The 22,134-nt window shown below is 56.0% G+C and carries 18 protein-coding genes and 1 pseudogene; 15 read left to right on the forward strand and 4 right to left on the reverse strand.

What is annotated here, in order from left to right; all coding sequences use genetic code 11:
• Positions 1-258: 258 nt before the first annotated feature.
• Positions 259-1,191, reverse strand: a complete 933-nt coding sequence (locus tag N1689_RS21095) for a sugar kinase (protein WP_222924763.1) — start codon at positions 1,189-1,191, stop codon at positions 259-261.
• Between the two features lie 281 nt (positions 1,192-1,472).
• Between N1689_RS21095 and pdeH the strand changes: the two genes are divergently transcribed.
• Both pdeH and N1689_RS21105 read left to right on the forward strand, forming a co-directional pair.
• Positions 1,473-2,246 (forward strand): cyclic-guanylate-specific phosphodiesterase, encoded by a 774-nt coding sequence (pdeH, locus tag N1689_RS21100; RefSeq protein ID WP_161733867.1) that lies wholly within the window; start codon positions 1,473-1,475, stop codon positions 2,244-2,246.
• A gap of 63 nt (positions 2,247-2,309) precedes the next feature.
• Positions 2,310-4,370, forward strand: a complete 2,061-nt coding sequence (locus N1689_RS21105) for an AsmA family protein (protein WP_260060148.1) — start codon at positions 2,310-2,312, stop codon at positions 4,368-4,370.
• On the opposite strand, the gene ppiC is transcribed toward N1689_RS21105, so the two are convergent.
• Positions 4,371-4,652 (reverse strand): peptidylprolyl isomerase PpiC, encoded by a 282-nt coding sequence (gene ppiC, locus N1689_RS21110; RefSeq protein WP_008926423.1) that lies wholly within the window; start codon positions 4,650-4,652, stop codon positions 4,371-4,373.
• A gap of 75 nt (positions 4,653-4,727) precedes the next feature.
• On the opposite strand from ppiC, the gene rep reads away from it, so the two are divergent.
• A complete protein-coding gene (gene rep, locus N1689_RS21115; protein WP_161733871.1) occupies positions 4,728-6,749 on the forward strand; it encodes a DNA helicase Rep in 2,022 nt (673 codons plus the stop codon).
• Positions 6,750-6,791: 42 nt separating this feature from the next.
• Here rep and gppA read toward each other — a convergent pair whose 3' ends face one another.
• Together gppA and rhlB are read right to left on the reverse strand one after the other, a co-directional pair.
• Entirely contained in the window at positions 6,792-8,276 is a 1,485-nt protein-coding gene (gene gppA / locus N1689_RS21120; RefSeq protein ID WP_161733873.1) for a guanosine-5'-triphosphate,3'-diphosphate diphosphatase, read from the reverse strand.
• Between the two features lie 6 nt (positions 8,277-8,282).
• On the reverse strand, positions 8,283-9,575 hold the full coding sequence (gene rhlB / locus N1689_RS21125; RefSeq protein ID WP_150013289.1) for an ATP-dependent RNA helicase RhlB: 1,293 nt from the start codon (positions 9,573-9,575) through the stop codon (positions 8,283-8,285).
• Positions 9,576-9,691: 116 nt separating this feature from the next.
• Here rhlB and trxA point away from each other — a divergent pair, with 116 nt between their 5' ends.
• The 12 genes and pseudogenes from trxA to wzyE all read left to right on the forward strand — a co-directional run bounded on the left by trxA (position 9,692) and on the right by wzyE (position 22,132).
• Positions 9,692-10,024 carry a thioredoxin TrxA gene (gene trxA, locus N1689_RS21130; protein WP_003851963.1) on the forward strand — a complete coding sequence of 111 codons (333 nt, stop codon included), beginning with the start codon at positions 9,692-9,694 and terminating at the stop codon, positions 10,022-10,024.
• Positions 10,025-10,376: 352 nt separating this feature from the next.
• A complete protein-coding gene (rho, locus tag N1689_RS21135; RefSeq protein WP_003851960.1) occupies positions 10,377-11,636 on the forward strand; it encodes a transcription termination factor Rho in 1,260 nt (419 codons plus the stop codon).
• 280 nt (positions 11,637-11,916) lie between these two features.
• The gene (gene wecA, locus N1689_RS21140; protein ID WP_161733875.1) at positions 11,917-12,996 is read left to right on the forward strand and encodes a UDP-N-acetylglucosamine--undecaprenyl-phosphate N-acetylglucosaminephosphotransferase; all 1,080 of its coding nucleotides are present in this window, start codon (positions 11,917-11,919) and stop codon (positions 12,994-12,996) included.
• Between the two features lie 5 nt (positions 12,997-13,001).
• Positions 13,002-14,075, forward strand: a complete 1,074-nt coding sequence (gene wzzE / locus N1689_RS21145; RefSeq protein ID WP_256497782.1) for an ECA polysaccharide chain length modulation protein — start codon at positions 13,002-13,004, stop codon at positions 14,073-14,075.
• Between the two features lie 10 nt (positions 14,076-14,085).
• A complete protein-coding gene (gene wecB / locus N1689_RS21150) occupies positions 14,086-15,216 on the forward strand; it encodes a non-hydrolyzing UDP-N-acetylglucosamine 2-epimerase (protein WP_161733877.1) in 1,131 nt (376 codons plus the stop codon).
• Positions 15,213-16,472, forward strand: coding sequence for a UDP-N-acetyl-D-mannosamine dehydrogenase (gene wecC / locus N1689_RS21155; RefSeq protein ID WP_222924761.1), 1,260 nt, complete (start codon positions 15,213-15,215; stop codon positions 16,470-16,472). Before wecB ends, wecC begins: the two co-directional genes overlap by 4 nt.
• Before the next feature lie 84 nt (positions 16,473-16,556).
• A pseudogene (locus tag N1689_RS21160) lies at positions 16,557-16,676 on the forward strand (glucose-1-phosphate thymidylyltransferase 2 RmlA2); the annotation flags it as partial.
• On the forward strand, positions 16,654-17,361 hold the full coding sequence (gene rffC, locus N1689_RS21165) for a dTDP-4-amino-4,6-dideoxy-D-galactose acyltransferase (RefSeq protein WP_222924758.1): 708 nt from the start codon (positions 16,654-16,656) through the stop codon (positions 17,359-17,361). The pseudogene N1689_RS21160 and the gene rffC, both read left to right, overlap by 23 nt.
• A complete protein-coding gene (rffA, locus tag N1689_RS21170; protein ID WP_033784417.1) occupies positions 17,348-18,478 on the forward strand; it encodes a dTDP-4-amino-4,6-dideoxygalactose transaminase in 1,131 nt (376 codons plus the stop codon). The genes rffC and rffA overlap by 14 nt, the downstream gene beginning before the upstream one ends.
• Positions 18,478-19,728: a lipid III flippase WzxE gene (gene wzxE / locus N1689_RS21175; RefSeq protein ID WP_161733884.1), complete on the forward strand. Its 1,251-nt coding sequence runs from the start codon at positions 18,478-18,480 to the stop codon at positions 19,726-19,728. The genes rffA and wzxE overlap by 1 nt, the downstream gene beginning before the upstream one ends.
• Positions 19,725-20,792 carry a TDP-N-acetylfucosamine:lipid II N-acetylfucosaminyltransferase gene (locus N1689_RS21180; RefSeq protein ID WP_260060155.1) on the forward strand — a complete coding sequence of 356 codons (1,068 nt, stop codon included), beginning with the start codon at positions 19,725-19,727 and terminating at the stop codon, positions 20,790-20,792. The genes wzxE and N1689_RS21180 overlap by 4 nt, the downstream gene beginning before the upstream one ends.
• Positions 20,789-22,132, forward strand: a complete 1,344-nt coding sequence (wzyE, locus tag N1689_RS21185; RefSeq protein WP_260060157.1) for an ECA oligosaccharide polymerase — start codon at positions 20,789-20,791, stop codon at positions 22,130-22,132. The genes N1689_RS21180 and wzyE overlap by 4 nt, the downstream gene beginning before the upstream one ends.
• Positions 22,133-22,134 lie beyond the last annotated feature (2 nt).

The following is a 22,134-nucleotide window of genomic DNA, read 5'->3' on the forward strand; positions in this document are numbered from 1 at the left end:
CGGGAGCGTTTTTGAACAACGCAACGCGTTGGCCCGGCAACGGGCGCACCTCAGGGATGAGGTGCGTAATCGCGCGGACCGAACGTGTCAGGGATGACATTTTTTGCGTCTTTCCGATCTGACCCGGTTTCCTGTGCAGGCTCCTTCTCACCGCGACTCAGCCAGACATAACCAGCAGCGCAAAAAAATGCGCCCAAGGGCGCATTTTCCGTCATCTATATTCGCAGATAGATCTTCACGACGCTAACTGCTACAGCATCACTCTGGCATCGCCGCTGCCGGAATAATCGCACCGCGATGCTGAATCACGGTGCTGGCGGTCAGGTGTCCGCGCTGCGCGGCGGCCTCTGCAGAAGCGCCCGTCAGACGGCGCGCCAGATACCCGGCACTGAATGAATCGCCAGCGGCCGTCGTATCGATTACTCTCTCTTTCGCCAGACGTACCGCAGGCACCTCAATCAGCGGCGCATCGCCGATAGCGACCAGACATGACTCTGCACCCCGCTTAATGACGATTTCGCTGGCACCGGCCTGACGGGTACGCGAAATAACGTCATCGAGCGGCTGCTCGCCCCACAGCAGATGTTCATCATCCAGCGTCAGGAAAGCGATATCGGTACAGTTCAGCATGGCGCGATATGCAGCCTGCGCGCTGGCGCGGTCGGCCCATAAACGCGGGCGGTAGTTGTTATCGAAAATCACCCTGCCGCCATTCGCCTGGCAGCGGGCCAGCAGCGCCATCAGCTTCTCACGACTTGCCGGCGGCAGAATCGCCAGACTGATGCCGCTGAGGTAGAGATAATCGTAGTGCGACAGCTGTTCGGCTATCTCTGCGGATTGCGGGCTGTCGAGCCAGTAACGCGCGGCAGCATCGCTGCGCCAGTACCAGAACGTACGCTCGCCGTCGGCATCGGTTTCAATCACATACAGGCCCGGCATCTTATTATCGAGGCGCTGAATCAGGTCCGTATTCACCTTCTCCTGCTGCCAGGCTGCGATCATCTGATCGCTGAACGAATCCGTCCCCAGCGCGGTGACATAATCGACCCGCAACTGCGGCTCATCAACCTGGCGGGCGAGATACACCGCCGTGTTAAGGGTATCGCCGCCAAAGCCTCGCTTAATGTTCTCACCCTTTTCGGACAGCTCAATCATGCATTCGCCGATAATGGCAATTTTCTTCTGCGTCATGGTTTCAGACCTGTAGTGAAATATCGCCTTAGTCTCGCGTCTGGTATGGCAGACGTCAATGGTTTTAAAACGGTGTTTTAATTTAACTTAAGGCGCAGAAAAGCCGCGATCCGGGCGATAAGAGCGGCTAATTTCGGCCTGTTTTACCGATTATGCTAACGAAACGGCTGGTAAACTCTCCGTTTTCATACGGCCGCCCCATTCATCTCATTATCACAGGCATTTACGATAATCGCTTGAGTCTCCCGTTTTGGGGACGTATTACCAACCAGGAAAATAGCATGGTGATGGAGAATATTAGCCAATGGCTGCCGTCTTCAACCGACCTTAATCTCCACACGGAAACGCCGCTCTTCTGGCAACAATGTCATCGACGCTATCGGTTTCAGCCGATTTATCGGGTAACAGGTCGGTTACTGGCGATTGAACTGCTGACCGCCGTTTATCATCCCATGGCGCCGGAAAGGAATCTCTCGCCTGAAGCCTGGTTTGCCGGACTCGATATCGCTCAGCGCCTGAACGTAGTGTATGAGCAGCTCGAGCTCCTCGCAGAATGGACTGCATTTTTCGAACACAATGATGTGGTCGCCTCGGTCAACATAGACGGTCCCTCACTGCTGGCCATTCAGCACCGACCCGCTATTCGTCGCCTCATTGCCAGCCTGCCATGGATACGCTTTGAACTCACCGAGCACCAGGCGCTGCCGCAGGAGGAGAAAGTAGCGAAAATACCTGAACTGGGGCCGCTGTGGCTGGATGACTTCGGTTCGGGTATGGCGAATTTCTCGGCGCTGACCGAACTGAAATATGATTACATCAAGCTGTCGCGCGACCTTTTTACTATGCTGGGCACCACCAATGAAGGGCGCAGCCTGTTTTCGATGCTGCTGGCGCTGATCAATCGCTACTGCAACGGCGTCATTGTTGAAGGCGTGGAGACGGAAGCGCAGTGGCAGCAGGTTAAAGCATCCCCCGCTATCGCGGCCCAGGGCTACTACTTTTCGCGACCTGTCCCATTTTCTGAACTGAATCATCTCACTATCCAGCTTCCCTGATGCCGTTGCTCGCCGTCTCGACTATCTTTAACGCAGACCGTGAATGTGCAAGGAGAAAGCGTAATGTCGCGTACCGGGAAAATAGTCAGCTGGGTAGCAGGAATTCTGGTGTTATTAATCGTGGTGATTATCGTCGTCATCGCCACCTTTGACTGGAATCGCCTGAAACCCACCATCAATCAGAAAGTCTCTACCGAATTAAATCGCCCCTTTGCGATACGGGGAGATTTGGGTATCGACTGGGCGAGAAATCGCGACGAGGCAGGCTGGCGGCGCTGGGTGCCATGGCCGCAGGTGCATGCGGAAGATATTATGCTGGGCAATCCGCCAGATATTTCTGACGTCACCATGGTGCATCTGCAACGTGTGGATGCCACGCTGTCACCGCTGTCGTTGCTGCATAAGGAGCTGTTCATTCCATGGATTAAGCTGCAGCGGCCCGATGCCCGATTGATCCAGACTGCAGATAAAAAGAACAACTGGACCTTTACGCTGGCCGAAAGCGACAAAGATGAGAAGAATGCCGCGCCATCGGCCTGGTCCTTCCGTCTGGATAATATTCTGTTCGATCAGGGCCAGATTCGTTATCGCGATGCCGTTAACCGTGCAGATGTGACGGTGCAGGTCAATCCGCTAGGCAAACCGGTGCCTTACGCGCAGATCGCCGGCGGCAACGACCAGCAGAAGGGCGCGGGCAACTTTGTCTTTGGCTGGAAGGCCAGTGGCACCTACAACAACGAGAATCTCAGTGGCGACGGCAAAATCGGCGGCATGCTGTCGCTGCGCAGCCAGAACACCCCGTTCCCGATTCAGGCCGATGTGCGCAATGGCTCCACGCGCGTGCAGGTTACCGGTGGTCTGCAGGATCCAATGAACCTCGGCGGGCTGAATGTGCGACTGCGCTTCTCGGGCGATACGCTGGCGAATCTCTACGGCCTGACCGGCGTCCTGTTGCCTGACACACCGCCTTATGAAACTGACGGCCATCTGATTGCTAAATTCAATGGCGAAAAAGGTGCGGTCTACCGTTATGAGAAATTCAACGGACACATTGGCGACAGCGATATTCATGGCTCCCTGATTTACACGCAGGGCAAACCCCGTCCAACGTTGACCGGTGAACTGACCTCGGAGCAACTGCGCATGGCCGATCTGGGGCCGCTGATTGGCGTGAACTCTGGCAAAGGCAGTGAAAAAACCGCACAGGCCAAAGCCCGTCGCGGTGAGAAATCGAATCAACCCGCCGACCGCGTGCTGCCGCACGATAAATTTGAGACCAAAAACTGGGACGTGATGGATGCCGATGTGAAGTTCAGCGGCAAACGAATCGAACACAGTAATTCACTGCCGTTAAGCGATCTCTACACCCACTTACAGCTGAAAAGCGGCGATCTGCTGCTGGATCCGCTGCGCTTTGGTGTGGCAGGTGGCAGTCTCAACAGCACCATCCGACTGGAGGGCGATCGCTCGCCGATGCGTGGTCGGGTTGACCTTCATGTACGTAAGCTGCAGCTGCGTCAGCTCTTCCCGACGGTGGACGCAATGAAGAACAGCCGTGGTCAGCTCAATGGCGATGCCAGCTTTACCGGCACCGGTAACTCAGTGGCCGATCTGCTGGCGACCAGCAATGGTCAGCTTAAGCTGCTGATGAATGATGGGCTGATCAGTCGCAGCCTGATGGAGATTGCCGGACTCAACGTCGGTAACTACGTGGTGGGCAAGCTGTTTGGCGATGACCAGGTGCGTATCAACTGCGCCGCGACCGATCTCAGACTGCAGAATGGTGTGGCGACCCCGAACCTGTTTGTATTTGATACCGAGAACGCGATTATCAATGTGTCAGGCAACGCCAACTTCGCCAGTGAGAGACTGGATCTGTCGGTGAATCCGGAGAGTAAGGGCATCCGCATCGTGACGCTGCGCTCCCCGCTCTACGTGCGCGGTACCTTTAAAAATCCTGATGCAGGCGTGAAAGCAGGGCCATTGCTGGCCCGCGGTGCCGCTGCTGTGGCACTGGGTGCGGTCGTCGGCCCGGCAGCGGCGCTGCTGGCCATGATCTCGCCAAGCGATAACGAAGACAATCAGTGCAGCACCGTCCTGCAGCAGATGAAGCAGAAGAAGTAACTAGTTGCGGTAGAGCACTTTGATAATGTGATAACCAAAGCCGGTCTTTACCGGCCCGTAAGGCGTCAGCAGCGGGCAGGTAAAGACCGCTTTATCAAAGGCCGGCACCATCTGTCCCTGACGGAACTCGCCCAGATCGCCCCCCTTCCGGCCGGAAGGACAGGTAGAGTGCTTCTTTGCCAGCTCCTGGAAATTGCCGCCTTTCGCCAGTTTCGCCAGAATCTCTTTTGCCAGCGCTTCCTCTTTGACCAGGATGTGTAAAGCCGCCGCGGTTTTCGCCATGTTGGTATCTCGCTTGTGTATAATTGCCGCCCAGTATAAACCCCTTTCTTTTGATTCAATCAGGCGATTTCTTTTATGCGTTTAAACCCCAGCCAACAACGTGCCGTCGAATTTGTTACCGGTCCCTGTCTGGTGCTGGCGGGCGCGGGATCAGGCAAAACCCGCGTGATTACCAACAAAATCGCCCATCTGATTCGTGAATGCGGCTATCAGGCGCGCCATATCGCCGCAGTAACCTTTACCAATAAAGCCTCGCGCGAAATGAAAGAGCGTGTGGCACAGACGCTGGGCCGCAAAGAGGCGCGTGGCCTGCTGATCTCGACTTTCCATACGCTGGGACTGGAGATCATCAAGCGCGAGACGGCGGCGCTGGGCATGAAGTCCAACTTCTCACTGTTCGACGATCAGGATCAGCTCGCCCTGCTAAAAGAGCTGACCAAAGAGTGGCTGGAAGAGGATAAGACGCTGCTACAGCAGCTCATCTCCACCATTTCGAACTGGAAAAATGATCTGATCGATCCGCAGGGCGCCGCCGCGCTGGCGCGCTCGCAGCAGGATAATATCTTTGCCCACTGCTATGCCCTCTACAGCCAGCATCTGAAGGCGTGCAACGTACTGGATTTTGATGACCTGATCCTGCTGCCGACGCTGCTGCTGCAGCGTAATCAGGAAGTGCGCGAGCGCTGGCAGCAGCGTATCCGCTATCTGCTGGTGGATGAGTATCAGGACACCAACACCAGCCAGTATGAACTGGTTAAGCTGCTGGTTGGCGCACGCGCGCGCTTCACAGTAGTCGGCGATGATGACCAGTCGATCTACTCCTGGCGCGGCGCACGGCCGCAGAATCTGGTGCTGCTGAATCAGGATTTCCCGGCGCTGGAGGTGGTGAAGCTGGAGCAGAACTACCGTTCTTCGCAGCGCATACTGAAAGCGGCAAATATCCTGATTGCCAATAATCCGCACGTCTTTGAAAAGCGCCTCTTTTCGGAGCTGGGGCAGGGTAGCGAGTTGAAAGTGCTTACCGCCAACAGCGAAGAGCATGAGGCGGAGCGGGTCACTGGCGAACTGATCGCGCATCACTTTATCAACAAAACGCAGTACAAAGATTACGCGATTCTCTATCGTGGTAACCATCAGTCACGGACCTTTGAAAAGTTTCTGATGCAGAACCGCATCCCTTATCGCATCTCTGGCGGCACCTCCTTCTTCTCACGTCCTGAGATTAAAGATCTGCTCGCCTATCTGCGTGTGCTGACCAATCCCGAGGATGACAGCGCGTTTCTGCGGATCGTCAATACGCCGCGCCGCGAGATTGGCCCGGCGACGCTGCAGAAGCTCGGTGAGTGGGCCAACCTGCGGAGCAAGAGTCTGTTTAACGCCAGCTTTGATGTCGGTCTGGGGCAGACGCTGAGCGGCCGTGGTCTGGAGCATCTGCAGCGCTTCACCCACTGGCTGAATGAGATTATCCAGCTGAGCGAACGTGAGCCGGTGAATGCCGTCCGCGATTTGATTCGCGGCATCGACTACGAAAGCTGGCTATTCGAAACCTCCGGCAGCCCGAAAGCCGCCGAAATGCGGATGAAAAACGTCAATACGCTGTTTCAGTGGATGACTGAAATGCTGGAAGGCAGCGATATTGATGAGCCGATGACGCTGGCGCAGGTGGTAACGCGCTTTACCCTGCGCGACATGATGGAGCGCGGTGAAAGTGATGAAGAGCTTGATCAGGTGCAATTGATGACGCTGCATGCCTCTAAAGGTCTGGAGTTCCCCTATGTATTCCTGGTGGGCATGGAAGAGGGACTGCTGCCGCATCAGAGCAGTATCGATGAGAACAACATCGAAGAGGAGCGTCGCCTGGCTTACGTGGGGATCACGCGGGCGCAGAAAGAACTGACTTTCACCCTGTGTCGCGAGCGCCGGCAGTATGGCGAGTTAATCCGGCCTGAACCAAGTCGTTTCCTGCTGGAGTTGCCCCAGGACGATCTGCAATGGGAGACCGAGCGCAAAGTGGTCAGTGCGGAAGAGCGGATGAAAACCGGGCAGAGTCGGGTCGCCGGGTTGAGAGCAATGCTCGATAAGGCGAAGAAGAGTTAAACCTCGCAGGAGGCGAAGGAGATTCGCCTCACGCGGGTGCCATTACGACAGGGTTAACAACCAGTGGACGTAAGACTGATAGTGGCTTTCCTGCTCCAGCAGTTCGCTGCGCAGCGGATGCGCCTCCAGCCAGCCTGCGGGCAGGGTCAGATGCAGGGCATCATCGTCTGCCAGTAACCGCACTGCAGGCAGAGTGTCGTCGCGACGGCGGGTGGAGAAAATAATCGCCAGCCGCAGCAGACGGCACATCCTTTCCGCCAGGCGCGGCGGCAGCGCGTTTTGCTGAGTCAGCAATGCCAGATCGATGCTGCCGCTCTGATTTTGCAGTAAACAGGCCAGCAGCTTCTTCTGTGCCGGTGTGAAGCCGGGAAGGTCGAGGTGACGCACCAGATACGCCGCGTGCTGCGGCGCATGACGGAAGTCGACGCTCAGGCCAATTTCGTGGATCGCGCAGGCGCTGAGCAGCAGCTCACGACAGCGCTGATCCAGCTTCCACGGCGTGGAAACCTGACCGAAAAAGCTCTCTGCCAACTGACGCACGCGGTCTGCCTGTTCGACATCGATGCTGAAACGGCGCTGAACGTTGTGCAGCGTGCGGGTACGGATATCGCGGTCAATCGGCAGATGCAGCATGCCGTAAACCAGTCCTTCCCGCAGTGCACCACCTGCCAGCGTCATGCTATCAATGCTGAGCGCCTGGAAGATAGCGATCAGGATCGACAGGCCGCTGGGGAACACCAGTGCCCGTTCCAGCGTCAGTCCTTCAATTTCCAGCTCTTCCAGTTTGCCGCACTGTATAGCGCGCTGCTTCAACTGCTGCAGTTTATTCAGCGTGATGCGCTCATCCATACCCTGCGCCACCATAATCTCCTGCAGCGCCTGAACCGTGCCGGATGCCCCGACACAGGCCTGCCAGCCCTGCGCACGCAGTTGCGCGGCAATCGGCTGGATCATCTCACGGGCCGCCTGTTCAGCCTGGTCGAAGTTCTCTTTTGCCAGATGACGATCGCTGAAGAAGCGCTCCAGCCACGTCACACAGCCCATCGACAGGCTGAACAGCACTGATGCGTGTGAACCGTCGCCGGTAGCCAGTTCGGTACTGCCGCCGCCGATATCGACCACTAAGCGCTGGTCGGAACCGCCGGTAGTGTGGGCCACGCCCTGATAAATCAGGCGCGCCTCTTCTTCACCGCTGATGACGTTGATGGTACAGCCGAGAATCTGCTGGGCGGTGTTGAGGAAGGTCTGCGCATTGGCAGCCAGACGCAGCGTGGCGGTCGCCACCACGCGAATCTGATCGGGGGGAATATCCTGCAATTGTTCAGAGAAGAGTCTGAGGCATTGCCAGCCACGCGACATCGCATCGGCTGACAACAGGTTATTTTTATCCAGACCGGCAGCAAGGCGAACCTTGCGCTTAATTTTTGCGACGGTCTGAATACTGCCAGAAACTTCGCGCACCACCAACATATGAAAGCTGTTAGACCCTAAATCGATCGCTGCATAAAGTGACGACGCGCTGAGCATGGTGGCCTAACCTGAACGTTTGCGGTTATTGTTGCGTGGAGCACCGCGACGATTGGCGTTATTCCCTCCGCGACGCTGGCCATTGCCGGTACGGCTGCGTTGCAGACGTTTAGGCGGCGGTAAATCGGTTAACAACGCCTCGCTGCTGTACTTGCTGACAGGAATGCTGTGGCCAATGTACTCTTCAATTGAAGGCAGGTTCAGCGCGTACTCTTCACAGGCCAGGCTGATAGAGTGTCCGCTGGCGCCTGCACGACCGGTACGGCCAATACGGTGAACGTAATCTTCACAGTCATCTGGCAGATCGTAGTTAAAGACGTGCGTCACAGCCGGAATGTGCAGACCGCGAGCGGCCACATCGGTGGCGACCAGAATATCCACATCACCTTTGGTGAAGTCATCCAGAATGCGCAGGCGTTTCTTCTGAGCCACGTCGCCGGTCAGCAGACCAACACGGTGTCCATCGGCAGCCAGGTGGCCCCAGATATCTTCACAGCGGTGCTTGGTATTGGCGAAGATAATGGCGCGATCGGGCCACTCTTCTTCCAGCAGGGTCTGCAGCAGGCGCATTTTCTCTTCGTTAGACGGATAGAAAAGCTCTTCCTGAATGCGATGGCCGGTTTTTTGTTCCGGTTCCACTTCCACATATTCAGCACTGTTCATGTGCTCAAACGCCAGTTCACGGACGCGATAAGAGAGCGTCGCCGAGAACAGCATACTCAGACGCTGCGTAGCAGGCGGCATGCGACGGAACAGCCAGCGGATATCTTTAATAAAGCCGAGATCGAACATGCGATCGGCTTCGTCCAGTACCATGACCTGAATGGCACCGAGGTTGACATGATTCTGCTTCGCGTAATCGATCAGGCGGCCGGTGGTTGCCACCAGAATATCAACGCCCTGTTCCAGCACTTTCAGCTGTTTGTCATAACCGTCTCCGCCATAGGCGAGACCCAGTTTCAGGCCGGTTGAGGCGGTAAGGGGTTCGGCATCCGCATGAATCTGCACAGCAAGTTCACGCGTCGGCGCAAGAATTAAAGCCCGTGGCTGGTTAACCTGACGACCTTCCGCCGCAGGATGTGAGAGAAGATGATGAAACGTTGACGTCAGAAACGCCATCGTTTTGCCGGTACCGGTTTGCGCCTGGCCTGCAACATCACGCCCTGAAAGCGTAAAAGGCAGAGCTAACGCCTGAATCGGCGTGCAGTATTGAAAGCCTTTACTATCAAGGGCTTCCACCACTTTTGGGTGCAGGGCGAAGTCGGAAAACTTCTGTTCAGTTAAGTGTGTTTTGCTCATAGTGTGGTAGAATATCAGCTTACTATCGCTTTACGAAAGCGTATCCGATGAAATAAAGTCAACCAACATTGGTATATATTACGCCAATTCGCCAGGCATAATCTTTGGAGTAAAATATGAGCAGCGATAAAATCGTTCATCTGACTGATGACAGTTTCGACACCGACGTGCTGAAAGCCGACGGCGTTACACTGGTAGATTTCTGGGCTGAATGGTGTGGTCCTTGCAAAATGATCGCGCCCATCCTTGATGAAGTTGCAGAAGAGTATGATGGCAAGCTGACCATCGCTAAGCTGAATATTGATGATAACCCAGGCACGGCGCCGAAATATGGCATTCGTGGTATCCCGACGCTGCTGCTGTTTAAAAATGGCGAAGTCGCCGCGACCAAAGTGGGCGCGCTGTCTAAAGGCCAGCTGAAAGAGTTCCTGAACGCCAACCTGGCGTAATTCAGGGCTGAACGTCCGGCAGTGGTGAATTTATCTCCTGCTGCTGGACGTTCGCTTTCGGGCGTGCTAAGTTACCAATACTGCATTACGAACTTACCTTGTAGTTTGCATCTAAAAGTTTTCCCTTGTTGAACCCTGTCGCCCTGTACCTTATAAAGATAGAACGGTTCAGCAATCTTACGGTTAGCTCCAACTCTGGCATCACATTCGGACATCTGCCTGCATACCGATCGCCATTTCATACGATGATCGTCGGGAAGAGCTGAAAAGAGCCATTAACGGCATGGATTAATTGCCATACCACTCACGACAAACATTCCGAGTATTACCCCGAGTTTAAGAACCCATCACTATGAATCTTACCGAATTAAAGAATACGCCGGTTGCTGAGCTGATTACTCTCGGCGAAAATATGGGGCTGGAAAATCAGGCTCGCATGCGTAAGCAGGACATTATCTTTTCAATCCTGAAACAGCACGCGAAAAGCGGCGAAGACATCTTTGGTGATGGCGTGCTGGAGATTCTTCAGGATGGATTTGGATTCCTCCGTTCCGGAGACAGCTCCTACCTCGCCGGCCCTGATGATATCTACGTTTCCCCCAGCCAAATCCGCCGCTTTAACCTCCGCACTGGTGACACCATCTCTGGCAAAATCCGTCCACCAAAAGAAGGTGAACGTTATTTTGCGCTGCTGAAAGTTAACGAAGTTAACTACGATAAGCCGGAAAACGCGCGTAATAAGATTCTGTTCGAAAACCTCACGCCGCTGCACGCAAATAAACGTCTGCGTATGGAGCGGGGTAATGGCTCAACGGAAGATTTAACCGCTCGCGTACTCGATCTGGCATCGCCGATTGGTCGTGGTCAGCGTGGTCTGATCGTGGCGCCGCCGAAAGCCGGTAAAACCATGCTGCTGCAGAACATTGCGCAGAGTCTGGCGTACAACTACCCGGATTGCGTGCTGATGGTGCTGCTGATTGACGAGCGCCCGGAAGAAGTGACCGAGATGCAGCGTCTGGTGAAAGGCGAAGTTATTGCCTCAACCTTCGATGAGCCCGCTTCGCGCCACGTTCAGGTTGCTGAAATGGTGATCGAGAAGGCCAAGCGTCTGGTTGAGCATAAAAAAGATGTCATCATCCTGCTCGACTCCATCACACGTCTGGCGCGTGCCTACAACACCGTGGTGCCTGCTTCAGGTAAAGTCCTGACTGGTGGTGTGGATGCCAATGCCCTGCATCGTCCAAAGCGTTTCTTTGGTGCTGCACGTAATGTGGAAGAGGGCGGAAGCCTGACCATCATCGCGACCGCGCTGGTTGATACCGGTTCTAAGATGGATGAAGTCATTTACGAAGAGTTTAAAGGTACCGGTAACATGGAACTGCATCTCGCTCGTAAAATTGCTGAAAAACGCGTCTTCCCGGCGATTGATTACAACCGTTCTGGTACGCGTAAAGAAGAGCTTCTCACCTCTCAGGAAGAGCTGCAGAAGATGTGGATCCTGCGTAAAATTATTCACCCAATGGGCGAAATCGATGCAATGGAATTCCTCATCAACAAGCTGGCGATGACCAAAACCAATGATGAATTCTTCGATATGATGAAGCGTTCATAATCTGATACTGCCAGGCCGGACCACAGATTCGGCTTTTTTAGTTCAAATGCGCAGAAAATCGACCTTACGCCACGTCCCGACGTGGCGTTTTTCATTTGTGAGCTATAGGATTGAACACTGACAGGAGCATTTATAATGACTGTGGTAGTGATGGCGAATTTATGACCATTCGTCTGTCTCTTTATGCAGAATTCGGAATCCGACACAGCACCAGGCGCGCTTTTTCGCGTATTGTGGTGCGGGATGTTAGCTGAGAGCGTTTAACGTGAATTTACTCACTATGAGTACTGAGCTTGGTTTAATTTTTCTCTTTTCCCTGGCTTTCCTCTTTTTTGCTCGAAAAGCAGCTAAAAAAATTGGTTTGGTTGATAAGCCTAACTCACGTAAGCGCCATCATGGCGCGATTCCGTTGGTGGGCGGCATTTCCGTGTTTGCAGGTATCTGCTTTACGTTTGCCATTACTAATTACTATCTGCCACACGCGCTGCTCTATCTTGGCTGCGCCGGTATTCTGGTGCTGGTTGGTGCACTGGATGACCGCTTCGATATCAGCGTCAAATTCCGCGCGGTTGTGCAGGCCATTGTCGCACTGGTAATGATGTTTGGCGCAAAGCTCTATCTGCTCAGCCTGGGCTTTATCGTCGGTCCGTTCGAGCTTATCGTGGGCCCCTTCGGCTATGTGCTGACGCTGTTTGCCGTCTGGGCTGCGATCAACGCCTTTAATATGGTAGACGGGATCGATGGCCTGCTGGGCGGACTCTCCTCGGTCACCTTTGCCGCAATGGGGATTATCCTCTACTTCGACGGCCAGACGAGCCTGGCGATGTGGTGTTTTGCGATGATTGCCGCCACGCTGCCCTATATTTTGCTTAACCTCGGCTTCCTGGGGCGTCGCTTCAAAGTCTTTATGGGCGATGCCGGCAGCACCATGATCGGCTTCACCATTATCTGGATTCTGCTGGAAACAACGCAGGGTCTGAGCCATCCCATTACACCCGTTACCGCACTTTGGCTGATAGCCATTCCGCTGATGGATATGGTGGCGATTATGTATCGTCGCCTGCGCAAAGGCATGAGCCCGTTCTCGGCTGATCGTCAGCACATCCACCATCTGATTATGCGTGCCGGTTTTACCTCGCGTCAGGCCTTTGTCCTGATTACCGTTGCGGCGGCCATCCTCGCCGGTATCGGTGTACTGGGTGAATATCTGGCGTTTATCCCGGAGTGGGTGATGCTGCTGCTGTTCCTGGGCGCTTTTATGGTTTATGGCTACTGCCTGAAACATGCGTGGCGCGTGGCGCGACGCGTCCGGCGTATCAAGCGTCGTCTGAGCCATCATCGCGAAGCAAAAAATAAATGAACCCGATGCTGAAAAAGGATACCTCTGCCATGCCTGCTGACGTTGTGGACAACGAACTGGATATTCGCGGCCTGAGCTGCCGTTTATGGCGTGGTAAACGCTGGATTGTCGGGCTGGCACTGCTGTTTGCTCTGATCGCCTGGCTGGCTACGCTGCTGCTGAAACAGGTCTGGAGCACCACGGCGATCACCGATCGCCCGACGGTGAACATGCTGGGCTCTTACTATGCACAGCAGCAGTTCCTGACCAATCTGGATGTGCGCAACAATGCCCTGACGCTGGCTGCGCCGTCACCGACGGTCATGGATCAGGTTTATCAGGAGTTCACCATGCAGCTTGCCTCCTGGGATACGCGTCGGGAGTTCTGGCAGCAAACGGATTACTACAGGAACCGTAAAACCGGCAATGCGCATAACGATGCCGCGCTGCTCGACGATTTAATTGGCAACATCCTGTTCACGCCCGCTGACGCGGCACATAACCTGCCCGATAACGTCAAACTTAAAGCGGAAACCGCGGGCGACGCCAACAATCTGCTGCGTCAGTACATCGCCTATGCGAGTGAGCGCGCCGCTCGTCACCTGAATGATGAGTTAAAAGGTGCCTGGCGGGCGCGTACCGACCAGTTGCAGGCGCAGGTGAAACGTCAGGAAGATGTGGCTAACGCTGTATTCCAGCGCCAGCAGCATCGGCTGGAACAGGCGCTGAAAGTTGCGAGCCAGCAGGGTATCAACGAGAAACAGACGCGCGAAGCGGGTGAGAATCTGGCAGACAGCGACCTGTTCCTGCTGGGCCAGCCCGTTTTACAGGGACAGCTCGATACCCTGCGCGCCACCGGTCCGGGGTTTGATATCAGCTATGATCAGAACAGAGCAATGCTGACCACGCTGCAGACCGGGCCAAAACTGAATAGCCAGTTCCAGACCTACCGTTATCTGCGTACGCCGGAAGAGCCGGTATCACGGGACAGTCCGCGACGTCTGTTCATGATGATTATGTGGGGTGCCGTTGGGGCATTAACAGGCGCGGGTGTGGCGCTGGCACGTCGTCCGCGTCTGATGTCAGACACGCATGATTGAGAGAAACAGTGTGAAAGTTCTGACCGTATTTGGTACTCGTCCGGAAGCGATTAAAATGGCGCCGCTGGTGCAGGCGCTGTCGCAGGATCCCGCTTTTGAATCGCGACTGTGCGTGACCGCACAGCATCGCGAAATGCTCGATCAGGTGCTGCGTCTGTTCAAGCTGGAACCGGACTATGATCTCAATATTATGCGTCCTGAACAGGGACTGACCGAGATCACCTGCCGCATTTTAGAAGGCATGAAAACCGTCCTGCTCGACTTTAAACCGGATATCGTGCTGGTGCATGGTGACACCACCACGACGCTGGCGGCGAGCCTGGCGGCTTTTTATCAGCAAATCCCCGTCGGGCATGTGGAGGCGGGTCTGCGTACCGGCGATCTCGCCTCGCCGTGGCCTGAAGAGGGTAACCGTAAGCTCACCGGCCATCTTGCCCGCCTGCACTTCACGCCCACCACCCGCTCGCGTCAGAACCTGTTGCGGGAGAATCTGCCCGATGCGCGCATCGTCGTCACCGGTAATACGGTCATTGATGCGCTGCTGTGGGTGCGCGATCGGGTGCTGGACGACAGCAATCTGAACGCACAGCTGGCGGCGCGCTATCCGTTTCTCGACCCGGATAAGAAACTGGTGCTGGTTACCGGACATCGGCGTGAGAGCTTTGGCGGCGGTTTTGAACGTATCTGCAGCGCGCTGGCGCAGGTTGCCCGCCAGCATCCCGAGGCGCAGATTGTCTATCCGGTACATCTCAATCCCAATGTCAGCGAGCCGGTTAACCGGATACTCAGCGGCATTGAGAATATCATTCTGATTGAACCGCAGGAGTACCTGCCTTTTGTCTGGCTGATGAACCGCGCCTGGCTGATCCTTACCGATTCCGGCGGCATTCAGGAGGAAGCGCCTTCACTGGGCAAGCCGGTGTTGGTGATGCGCGACACCACCGAGCGCCCTGAAGCCGTCGATGCCGGTACCGTCAAACTGGTCGGGACGGATATTGCCAGAATCGTGGCCAGCGTCAGCGAATTGCTGAGCGACGACGAGGCCTGGCAGGCGATGAGCCATGCCCATAATCCGTATGGCGATGGCAAAGCCTGTGGTCGTATTTTACAAGCCTTAAAAGATAACCGAGCCGAATTATGAGTTTTGAAACCATCTCTGTGATTGGACTGGGATACATTGGGCTGCCGACGGCAGCCGTTTTTGCCTCAAAGGGAAAAAAAGTGGTGGGCGTGGATATCAATGCGCGCGCCGTAGAAACCATCAATCGTGGCGCGATCCACATTGTGGAACCCGATTTAGATCAGGTGGTGCATGCGGCTGTTGCGCGTGGCGACCTGCGTGCCACCACGCAGCCTGAAGCCGCTGACGCTTTTCTGATCGCCGTACCGACGCCATTCAAGGATGATCATCAGCCCGACCTGCGCTTTGTAAAAGCTGCGGCGGAGTCGATTGCACCGGTTCTGAAAAAGGGCGATCTGGTGATTCTGGAGTCGACCTCGCCGGTGGGCAGCACCGAACAGATGGCCGACTGGCTGGCTGCGGCACGTCCCGACCTGCGCTTTCCGCAGCACGGTGAGACGCCCGATATTTTTGTCGCCTACTGCCCGGAGCGCGTACTGCCGGGTCAGGTGATGGTTGAGCTGATTAACAACGACCGGGTGATTGGCGGCATGACCCCCGCCTGTTCTGTCCGCGCCAGCGAGCTTTATCGGCTATTTTTAAAAGGTGAATGCGTTGAAACTAACGCCCGTACCGCCGAGATGTGCAAGCTGACCGAAAACAGCTTCCGTGACGTGAATATCGCCTTTGCCAATGAGCTGTCGCTGATTTGTGCCGATCAGGGCATTAACGTCTGGGAGCTGATTGCGCTGGCGAATCGCCATCCGCGCGTCAACATTCTGCAGCCTGGTCCGGGCGTCGGCGGTCACTGTATCGCCGTCGATCCCTGGTTTATCGTGGCGCAGAATCCCGAATTAGCCCGCCTGATCCGCACCGCGCGCGAGGTGAATGATGCCAAGCCGCAGTGGGTGCTGGACCAGGTGAAAACCGCGCTGGCGGACTGCCTGACGCAGACCGGCAAGCGCGCCAGTGATATCACCATTGCCTGCTTTGGCCTGGCCTTTAAACCCAATATCGACGACCTGCGCGAAAGCCCGGCGGTGGGCGTGGCACAGAAGATTGCCGAATGGCACAGCGGCACCACCTGGATAGTTGAACCGCACATTGAGCAGCTTGCAGATTCTCTGGCTGACAAAGCAGAGCTGGTTTCCAGCGCGCAGGCGCTGGACCAGGCCGATATTCTGGTGATGCTGGTCGATCACCGCGCCTTCCGCGCCATTGATGCCGCCGACGTTCAGCAGAACTGGATTGTCGACACCAAAGGTGTCTGGCGATGAAGCGTTTTCTGATCACGGGCGGTGCCGGTTTTATCGGCTCGGCTCTGGTGCGCTTTATCCTTTAAACGGCTTATCTGTGTGGCCGCCTGGCGTAACAACTGGCTCAGTGATGACCAGCTGCGTGCTGCCGGTGAAGCGCTGACAAAAACCGGCTACGGCCAATACCTGCTGGATTTATTACATGTCCGTCCACGTCAGTATTAATCCCCTTAGCTGGGAAAGTGCATTCTTCGGTGTTGAGACCGTGCGGCTGGAGCCGGAAGGTGACATTCCGCTGGAGCAGGCGCTGCATCATCCCTGTGCGCTGATGCAGATGAAAGTGGCTGCCAGCGAGACGGCGTTGATTGATACGCTGCAGCAGCATCAGTTCCAGCTGGCAGAAGGCGAGGCGGACCTGACGCTGGCGATTAAAGAGACAGAACGGCAGGCGGGGATTCGCATTGCGCGCGAAGCACAGATTCCGCAACTGCGTGATGCAGCGTCACAGCTTTTCAGCCAGAGCCGTTTTCGCGCGGCCTGGTACGCACCGGACGCCAGCGGCCGTTTTTATGCGCAGTGGATTGAGAATGCGGTGCGTGGGACGTTTGACGATCAGTGTCTGGTGGCCAGTGATGCCACCGGTCAGCTGCAGGGATTTGTTTCGCTGCGCGCGGTGGATGGCGATGCTCGCATTGGCCTGCTGGGCGTAATGCCTGACGCGCAGGGTCAGGGGCTGGGTCAGCGACTGCTACTGGCGGCGGCTGACTGGGCGCGGGTAAGGCAGTTGGCTCAGCTTCGGGTGGCTACCCAGCTCAGTAATCTCACGGCGATGCGCCTCTATTTACGCAGCGGTGCCCGACTCGACAGCACCGCCTACTGGTTTTACAGGAAAGGTCATGATTCCATTTAATGCGCCCCCGATTGTGGGCACAGAAATTGAGTATATGCAGTCGGCGATGAACAGCGGCAAGCTGTGCGGCGACGGCGGCTTCACCCGTCGTTGTCAGCAGTGGATGGAGCAGCGTTTTGGCAGCAAAAAAGTGCTGCTGACTCCCTCCTGTACCGCTTCGCTGGAGATGGCAGCGCTGTTAATCGATCTGCAGCCCGGCGATGAGGTGATCATGCCGAGCTATACCTTTGTCTCAACCGCCAACGCCTTTGTGCTGCGCGGCGCGCGCATCGTGTTTGTCGATGTGCGCCCGGACACCATGAACATCGATGAAACGCTGATCGAAGCCGCCATCACTGAAAAAACCCGCGCCATTGTGCCGGTGCATTACGCAGGCGTAGCCTGTGAAATGGACACCATCATGGCGCTGGCGGCTAAGCATAAGCTGTTTGTGATTGAAGATGCGGCGCAGGGCGTGATGTCACGCTACAAAGGCCGTGCGCTGGGCACCATCGGTCATATTGGCTGCTTCAGTTTCCACGAAACCAAGAATTATACTGCCGGTGGTGAAGGGGGCGCGACGCTGATCAACGACGCCAGCCTGGTCGAGCGCGCCGAGATCGTGCGGGAAAAAGGCACCAACCGCAGCCAGTTCTTCCGGGGTCAGGTCGATAAATATACCTGGCGCGATATGGGGTCGAGCTACCTGATGGCCGACTTGCAGGCCGCCTATCTCTGGGCGCAGCTGGAAGCCGCTGAACGCATCAACCAGCAGCGGTTACGCATCTGGCAGCGTTATTATGACGCACTCCAGCCGCTGGCGGCTCAGGGCCGCATCAGTCTGCCAGTGATCCCCGCCAGCTGCGAACACAATGCGCACATGTTCTACATCAAACTGCGCGATCAGGACGATCGCCAGGCGCTGATCAACTGGATGAAAGAAGCAGAGATACTGACAGTGTTCCACTATATTCCGCTGCACAGTTCACCTGCCGGTGAGCGTTTTTCGCAATTTGTCGGTGACGATCGCTTCACCACGCTGGAAAGTGAACGTCTGCTGCGCCTGCCGCTGTTTTATAACCTGTCGGATAATAATCAGAGCACGGTTATCAGCTCGCTGCTGAGCTTCTTTTCCTGATGTCATTAGCCAGAGCCTCAGTGTGGACCGCATCGTCCACGCTGGTAAAAATTGTGTCTGGTCTGCTGGTGGTCAAACTGCTGGCAGTCAGCTTCGGCCCCGAAGGTGTTGGCCAGGCAGGTAACTTCCGGCAGTTGATCACCGTGCTGGGTGTGCTGGCGGGCGCGGGCATCTTCAACGGCGTCACCACCTATGTGGCGCAGTATCAGCAGCAGCCCGGACCACTCCGGGCAATGGTGGGCACGGCATCGGCTATGGTGCTGGGCTTCTCCGGCGTGCTGGCGCTGCTGTTTCTGCTGGCGGCAGCCCCCATCAGCACCGCGCTGTTTGGTCATGACCGCTATCAGGGCGTCATCCGCGTCGTCGCCTTTCTTCAGCTCGGCATCGCCTGGGCCAACTTTACCCTGGCGCTACTGAAGGGCTATCGTGACGCGCGTGGGAATGCGCTGGCGCTGATTCTCGGCAGCCTGACTGGCGTGGCGGGCTATCTGCTCTGCTGGTGGCTGGGCGGTTATCAGGGCGCATTGATCGGCCTGGCGCTGGTGCCAGCTTTGCTGCTGCTGCCTGCGCTACTGATGCTGAAACGCCGTGCGCCGCTACCGCTGAGCTGGCTGCGGCCACAATGGCATCCTGAGCTGGCGCGTAATCTGGCAAAATATACCCTGATGGCGCTGATCACGGCGGTGACCTTACCGGTTGCCTGGGTAATGATGCGTAACCTGCTGGCAGAGCAGGAGGGCTGGGCGCAGGTCGGGTTGTGGCAGGGTGTGACCAGCATTTCCGATGCCTATCTGCAGTTTATCACCGCGACGTTTAGCGTCTGGCTGCTGCCGACGCTTGCGCGGCTCGACAACAAACGCGACATCGCACGTGAGATTGGCCGTGCACTGCGCTTTGTCCTGCCCGCCGTGGCGGTTGCCAGCTTCGCCGTCTGGGTACTGCGTGACTTCGCCATCAGCCTGCTGTTCTCTCAGGCTTTTCGCGGGATGCGCGATCTTTTTGTGTGGCAGCTGTGCGGCGATGTTTTTAAAGTCGGTGCCTATGTTTTCGGATATCTGGTTATCGCCAAAGCCTCGCTGCGCTTTTATGTTCTGACTGAGATCAGCCAGTTTCTGTTGCTGACCCTGTTCTCACGCTGGCTGATCCCGTTACATGGCGCGACGGGTGCGGCGCAGGCCTATATGTTTACCTATATGGCTTACTTTGCCCTGTGTTGTGGCGCTTTTATTGTTTACTGCCGGAAAAAATGACTTTAATTCACGTTTTGGGATCGGACATTCCCCACCATAATCTTACGGTGCTGCGCTTTTTCAATGACGTTCTCAGCGTTGAGCAGCCTGCGGCTTTCCCACGCCATTTTATGGTGGTGACGCAGCAGCCAGAGAGCCTGTCTCCGTTCAGTGCGTTACAGATCGAGTGCTTTACCAGCAAGAAAGTGCTGGCGCAGGCGGTTTTGCAGCGGGCCAGGAATCGTCAGCAGCGTTTTTTCTGCCACGGTCAGTTTAACCCGTGGATCTGGCTGGCATTACTCAGCGGTAAGCTGCGCCGTTCCCAGCTGTTCTGGCACGTCTGGGGCGCCGACCTCTATGAAGATTCGCGCAGCCTGAAGTTTCGTCTGTTCTATCTGGTCCGCCGGATAGCACAGGGACGTGTTGCGCAGGTTTTTGCGACCCGAGGCGACCTGCATCACTATCAGCAGCGCCATCGCCGCGTTCCCGGTTCACTGCTCTATTTCCCGACCAGAATGCCGGATGCTACCGTTGAGTCTGCGCCGTCAGAGCCGTTTACGCTGCTGCTGGGCAATTCGGGCGATCCGAGTAACCGACATATTGAAGGCTTAAAGGCGATTCACGCGCAGTTTGGCGAGCAGGTGCGCATCGAGGTGCCGCTGGGCTATCCGCCGGGCAATGAGGCGTACATCAGCCAGATTCAGGCCGCAGCAAAGACGCTGTTTCCTGACGGTCAGGTGAATCTGCTGCGTGAAAATCTGGCATTTGATGATTACTTAGCGCTGCTGGCGCGCTGCCATGTCGGCTATTTTATGTTTGAACGTCAGCAGGGGGTGGGAACACTTTGCCTGCTGATCCAGGCCAACGTGCCGTTTGTTCTGACCCGCAAAAACCCATTCTGGCGTGATGTGGCTGAGCAGCAGCTTCCGGTACTCTTCAGCGAAGATACGCTGTCGCCTGCGGTGATCGCCGAGGCACGCTGGCAGCTGATGCGCTGTGATAAACAGGCTATCGCCTTCTTTGCGCCAGGTTATCTCGCAGGCTGGCGAGCCGCGTTACAGCTCAGCGAAGGGGAGTTGTCATGAGTCTTATGCAGTTTGGCGGCCTGCTGGTGGTCTATCTGCTGTCGCTGGTTTTTATTCTGACGCTGACCTGGCGGGAGTTTAAGCGCGTCCGTTTTAACTTCCATCTGTTCTTTACGCTGCTGTTTCTGCTGACCTTTTACTTCGGCTTCCCGCTGACCTCCGTGCTGGTGTTTCGCTTTAACGTGGACGTGATGCCGGTTGAGAATCTGCTGGAGGCGCTGCTGTCGGCCACAGCGTTTTACGCCATTTATTACGTCAGCTATAAAGTGCGGCTGAAACCGGCCAGCGCGCCTCCGGCTAAGCCCTGGCTGCAGATGAATCGGGTTGAAACCCACCTGACCTGTGTGATTCTGGCGCTGGTCGCGCTGGGTACCGTGACGGTGTTCTTCATTCACAACGGTTTTCTGCTGTTCCGCCTGACCGCTTATAACCAGATTTTCTCCAGCGAAGTATCGGGCGTGGCGCTTAAGCGCTTCTTCTATTTCTTTATTCCGGCGATGCTGATCCCCTACTTTTTACGGCCGACCCGCCGCAACTGGCTGCTGTTTTTGGTCGTGACGGTGGCCTTTGGTTTACTGACGTATGCACTGGTGGGCGGAACACGCGCCAATATCATTATTGCGTTTGCCCTGTTCCTGTTTATCGGCATTACCCGTGGCTGGATCACTCTGTGGATGCTGGCAACGGCGGGTGTGATGGCAATTGGGGGGATGTTCTGGCTGGCGCTGCGCCGCTATAACCTCGACGTGATGGGCGATGAAGCGTTCTATACCTTCCTGTATCTGACGCGTGATACCTTCTCGCCGTGGGAGAATCTTGCCCGGCTGCTGGATAACTACGACAAAATTGAGTTTCAGGGGCTGGCACCGCTGTGGCGTGATTTCTACGTGTTTATTCCGACCTGGCTCTGGCCCGATCGCCCGCTGGCGGTGTTGAACAGTGCCAACTACTTCACCTGGGAAGTGCTGAACAACCATTCTGGCCTGGCGATTTCACCCACGCTGATTGGCTCTCTGGTCGTGATGGGCGGCGTCTGTGCGATTCCGATCGGTGCGGTAGTGGTAGGGATGATTATTAAAGCCTTTGATGCGATCTATCAGCGTGGCTGCCTTGAGGCCAACCGGTACACCGGCGCCATCCTGCAAAGCTTCTGTTTTGGCGCGGTGTTTAACATGATCGTACTGGCACGCGAGGGCCTCGATGCGTTCGGCTCACGTGTGGTGTTTTTCTGCCTCATTTTTGCTGCCTGTCTGGGCATGGCTAAATTACTTTTCTGGTTACTGGATCGCGCAGGTTTAATTCGCGACCGCAGCAGGCGGGTGTTGCACAGCCCGCTCTGATT

Source organism: Pantoea sp. XY16 (assembly GCF_025153065.1).
In the GTDB taxonomy this organism is placed as follows: Bacteria; Pseudomonadota; Gammaproteobacteria; order Enterobacterales; family Enterobacteriaceae; genus Pantoea; species Pantoea alfalfae.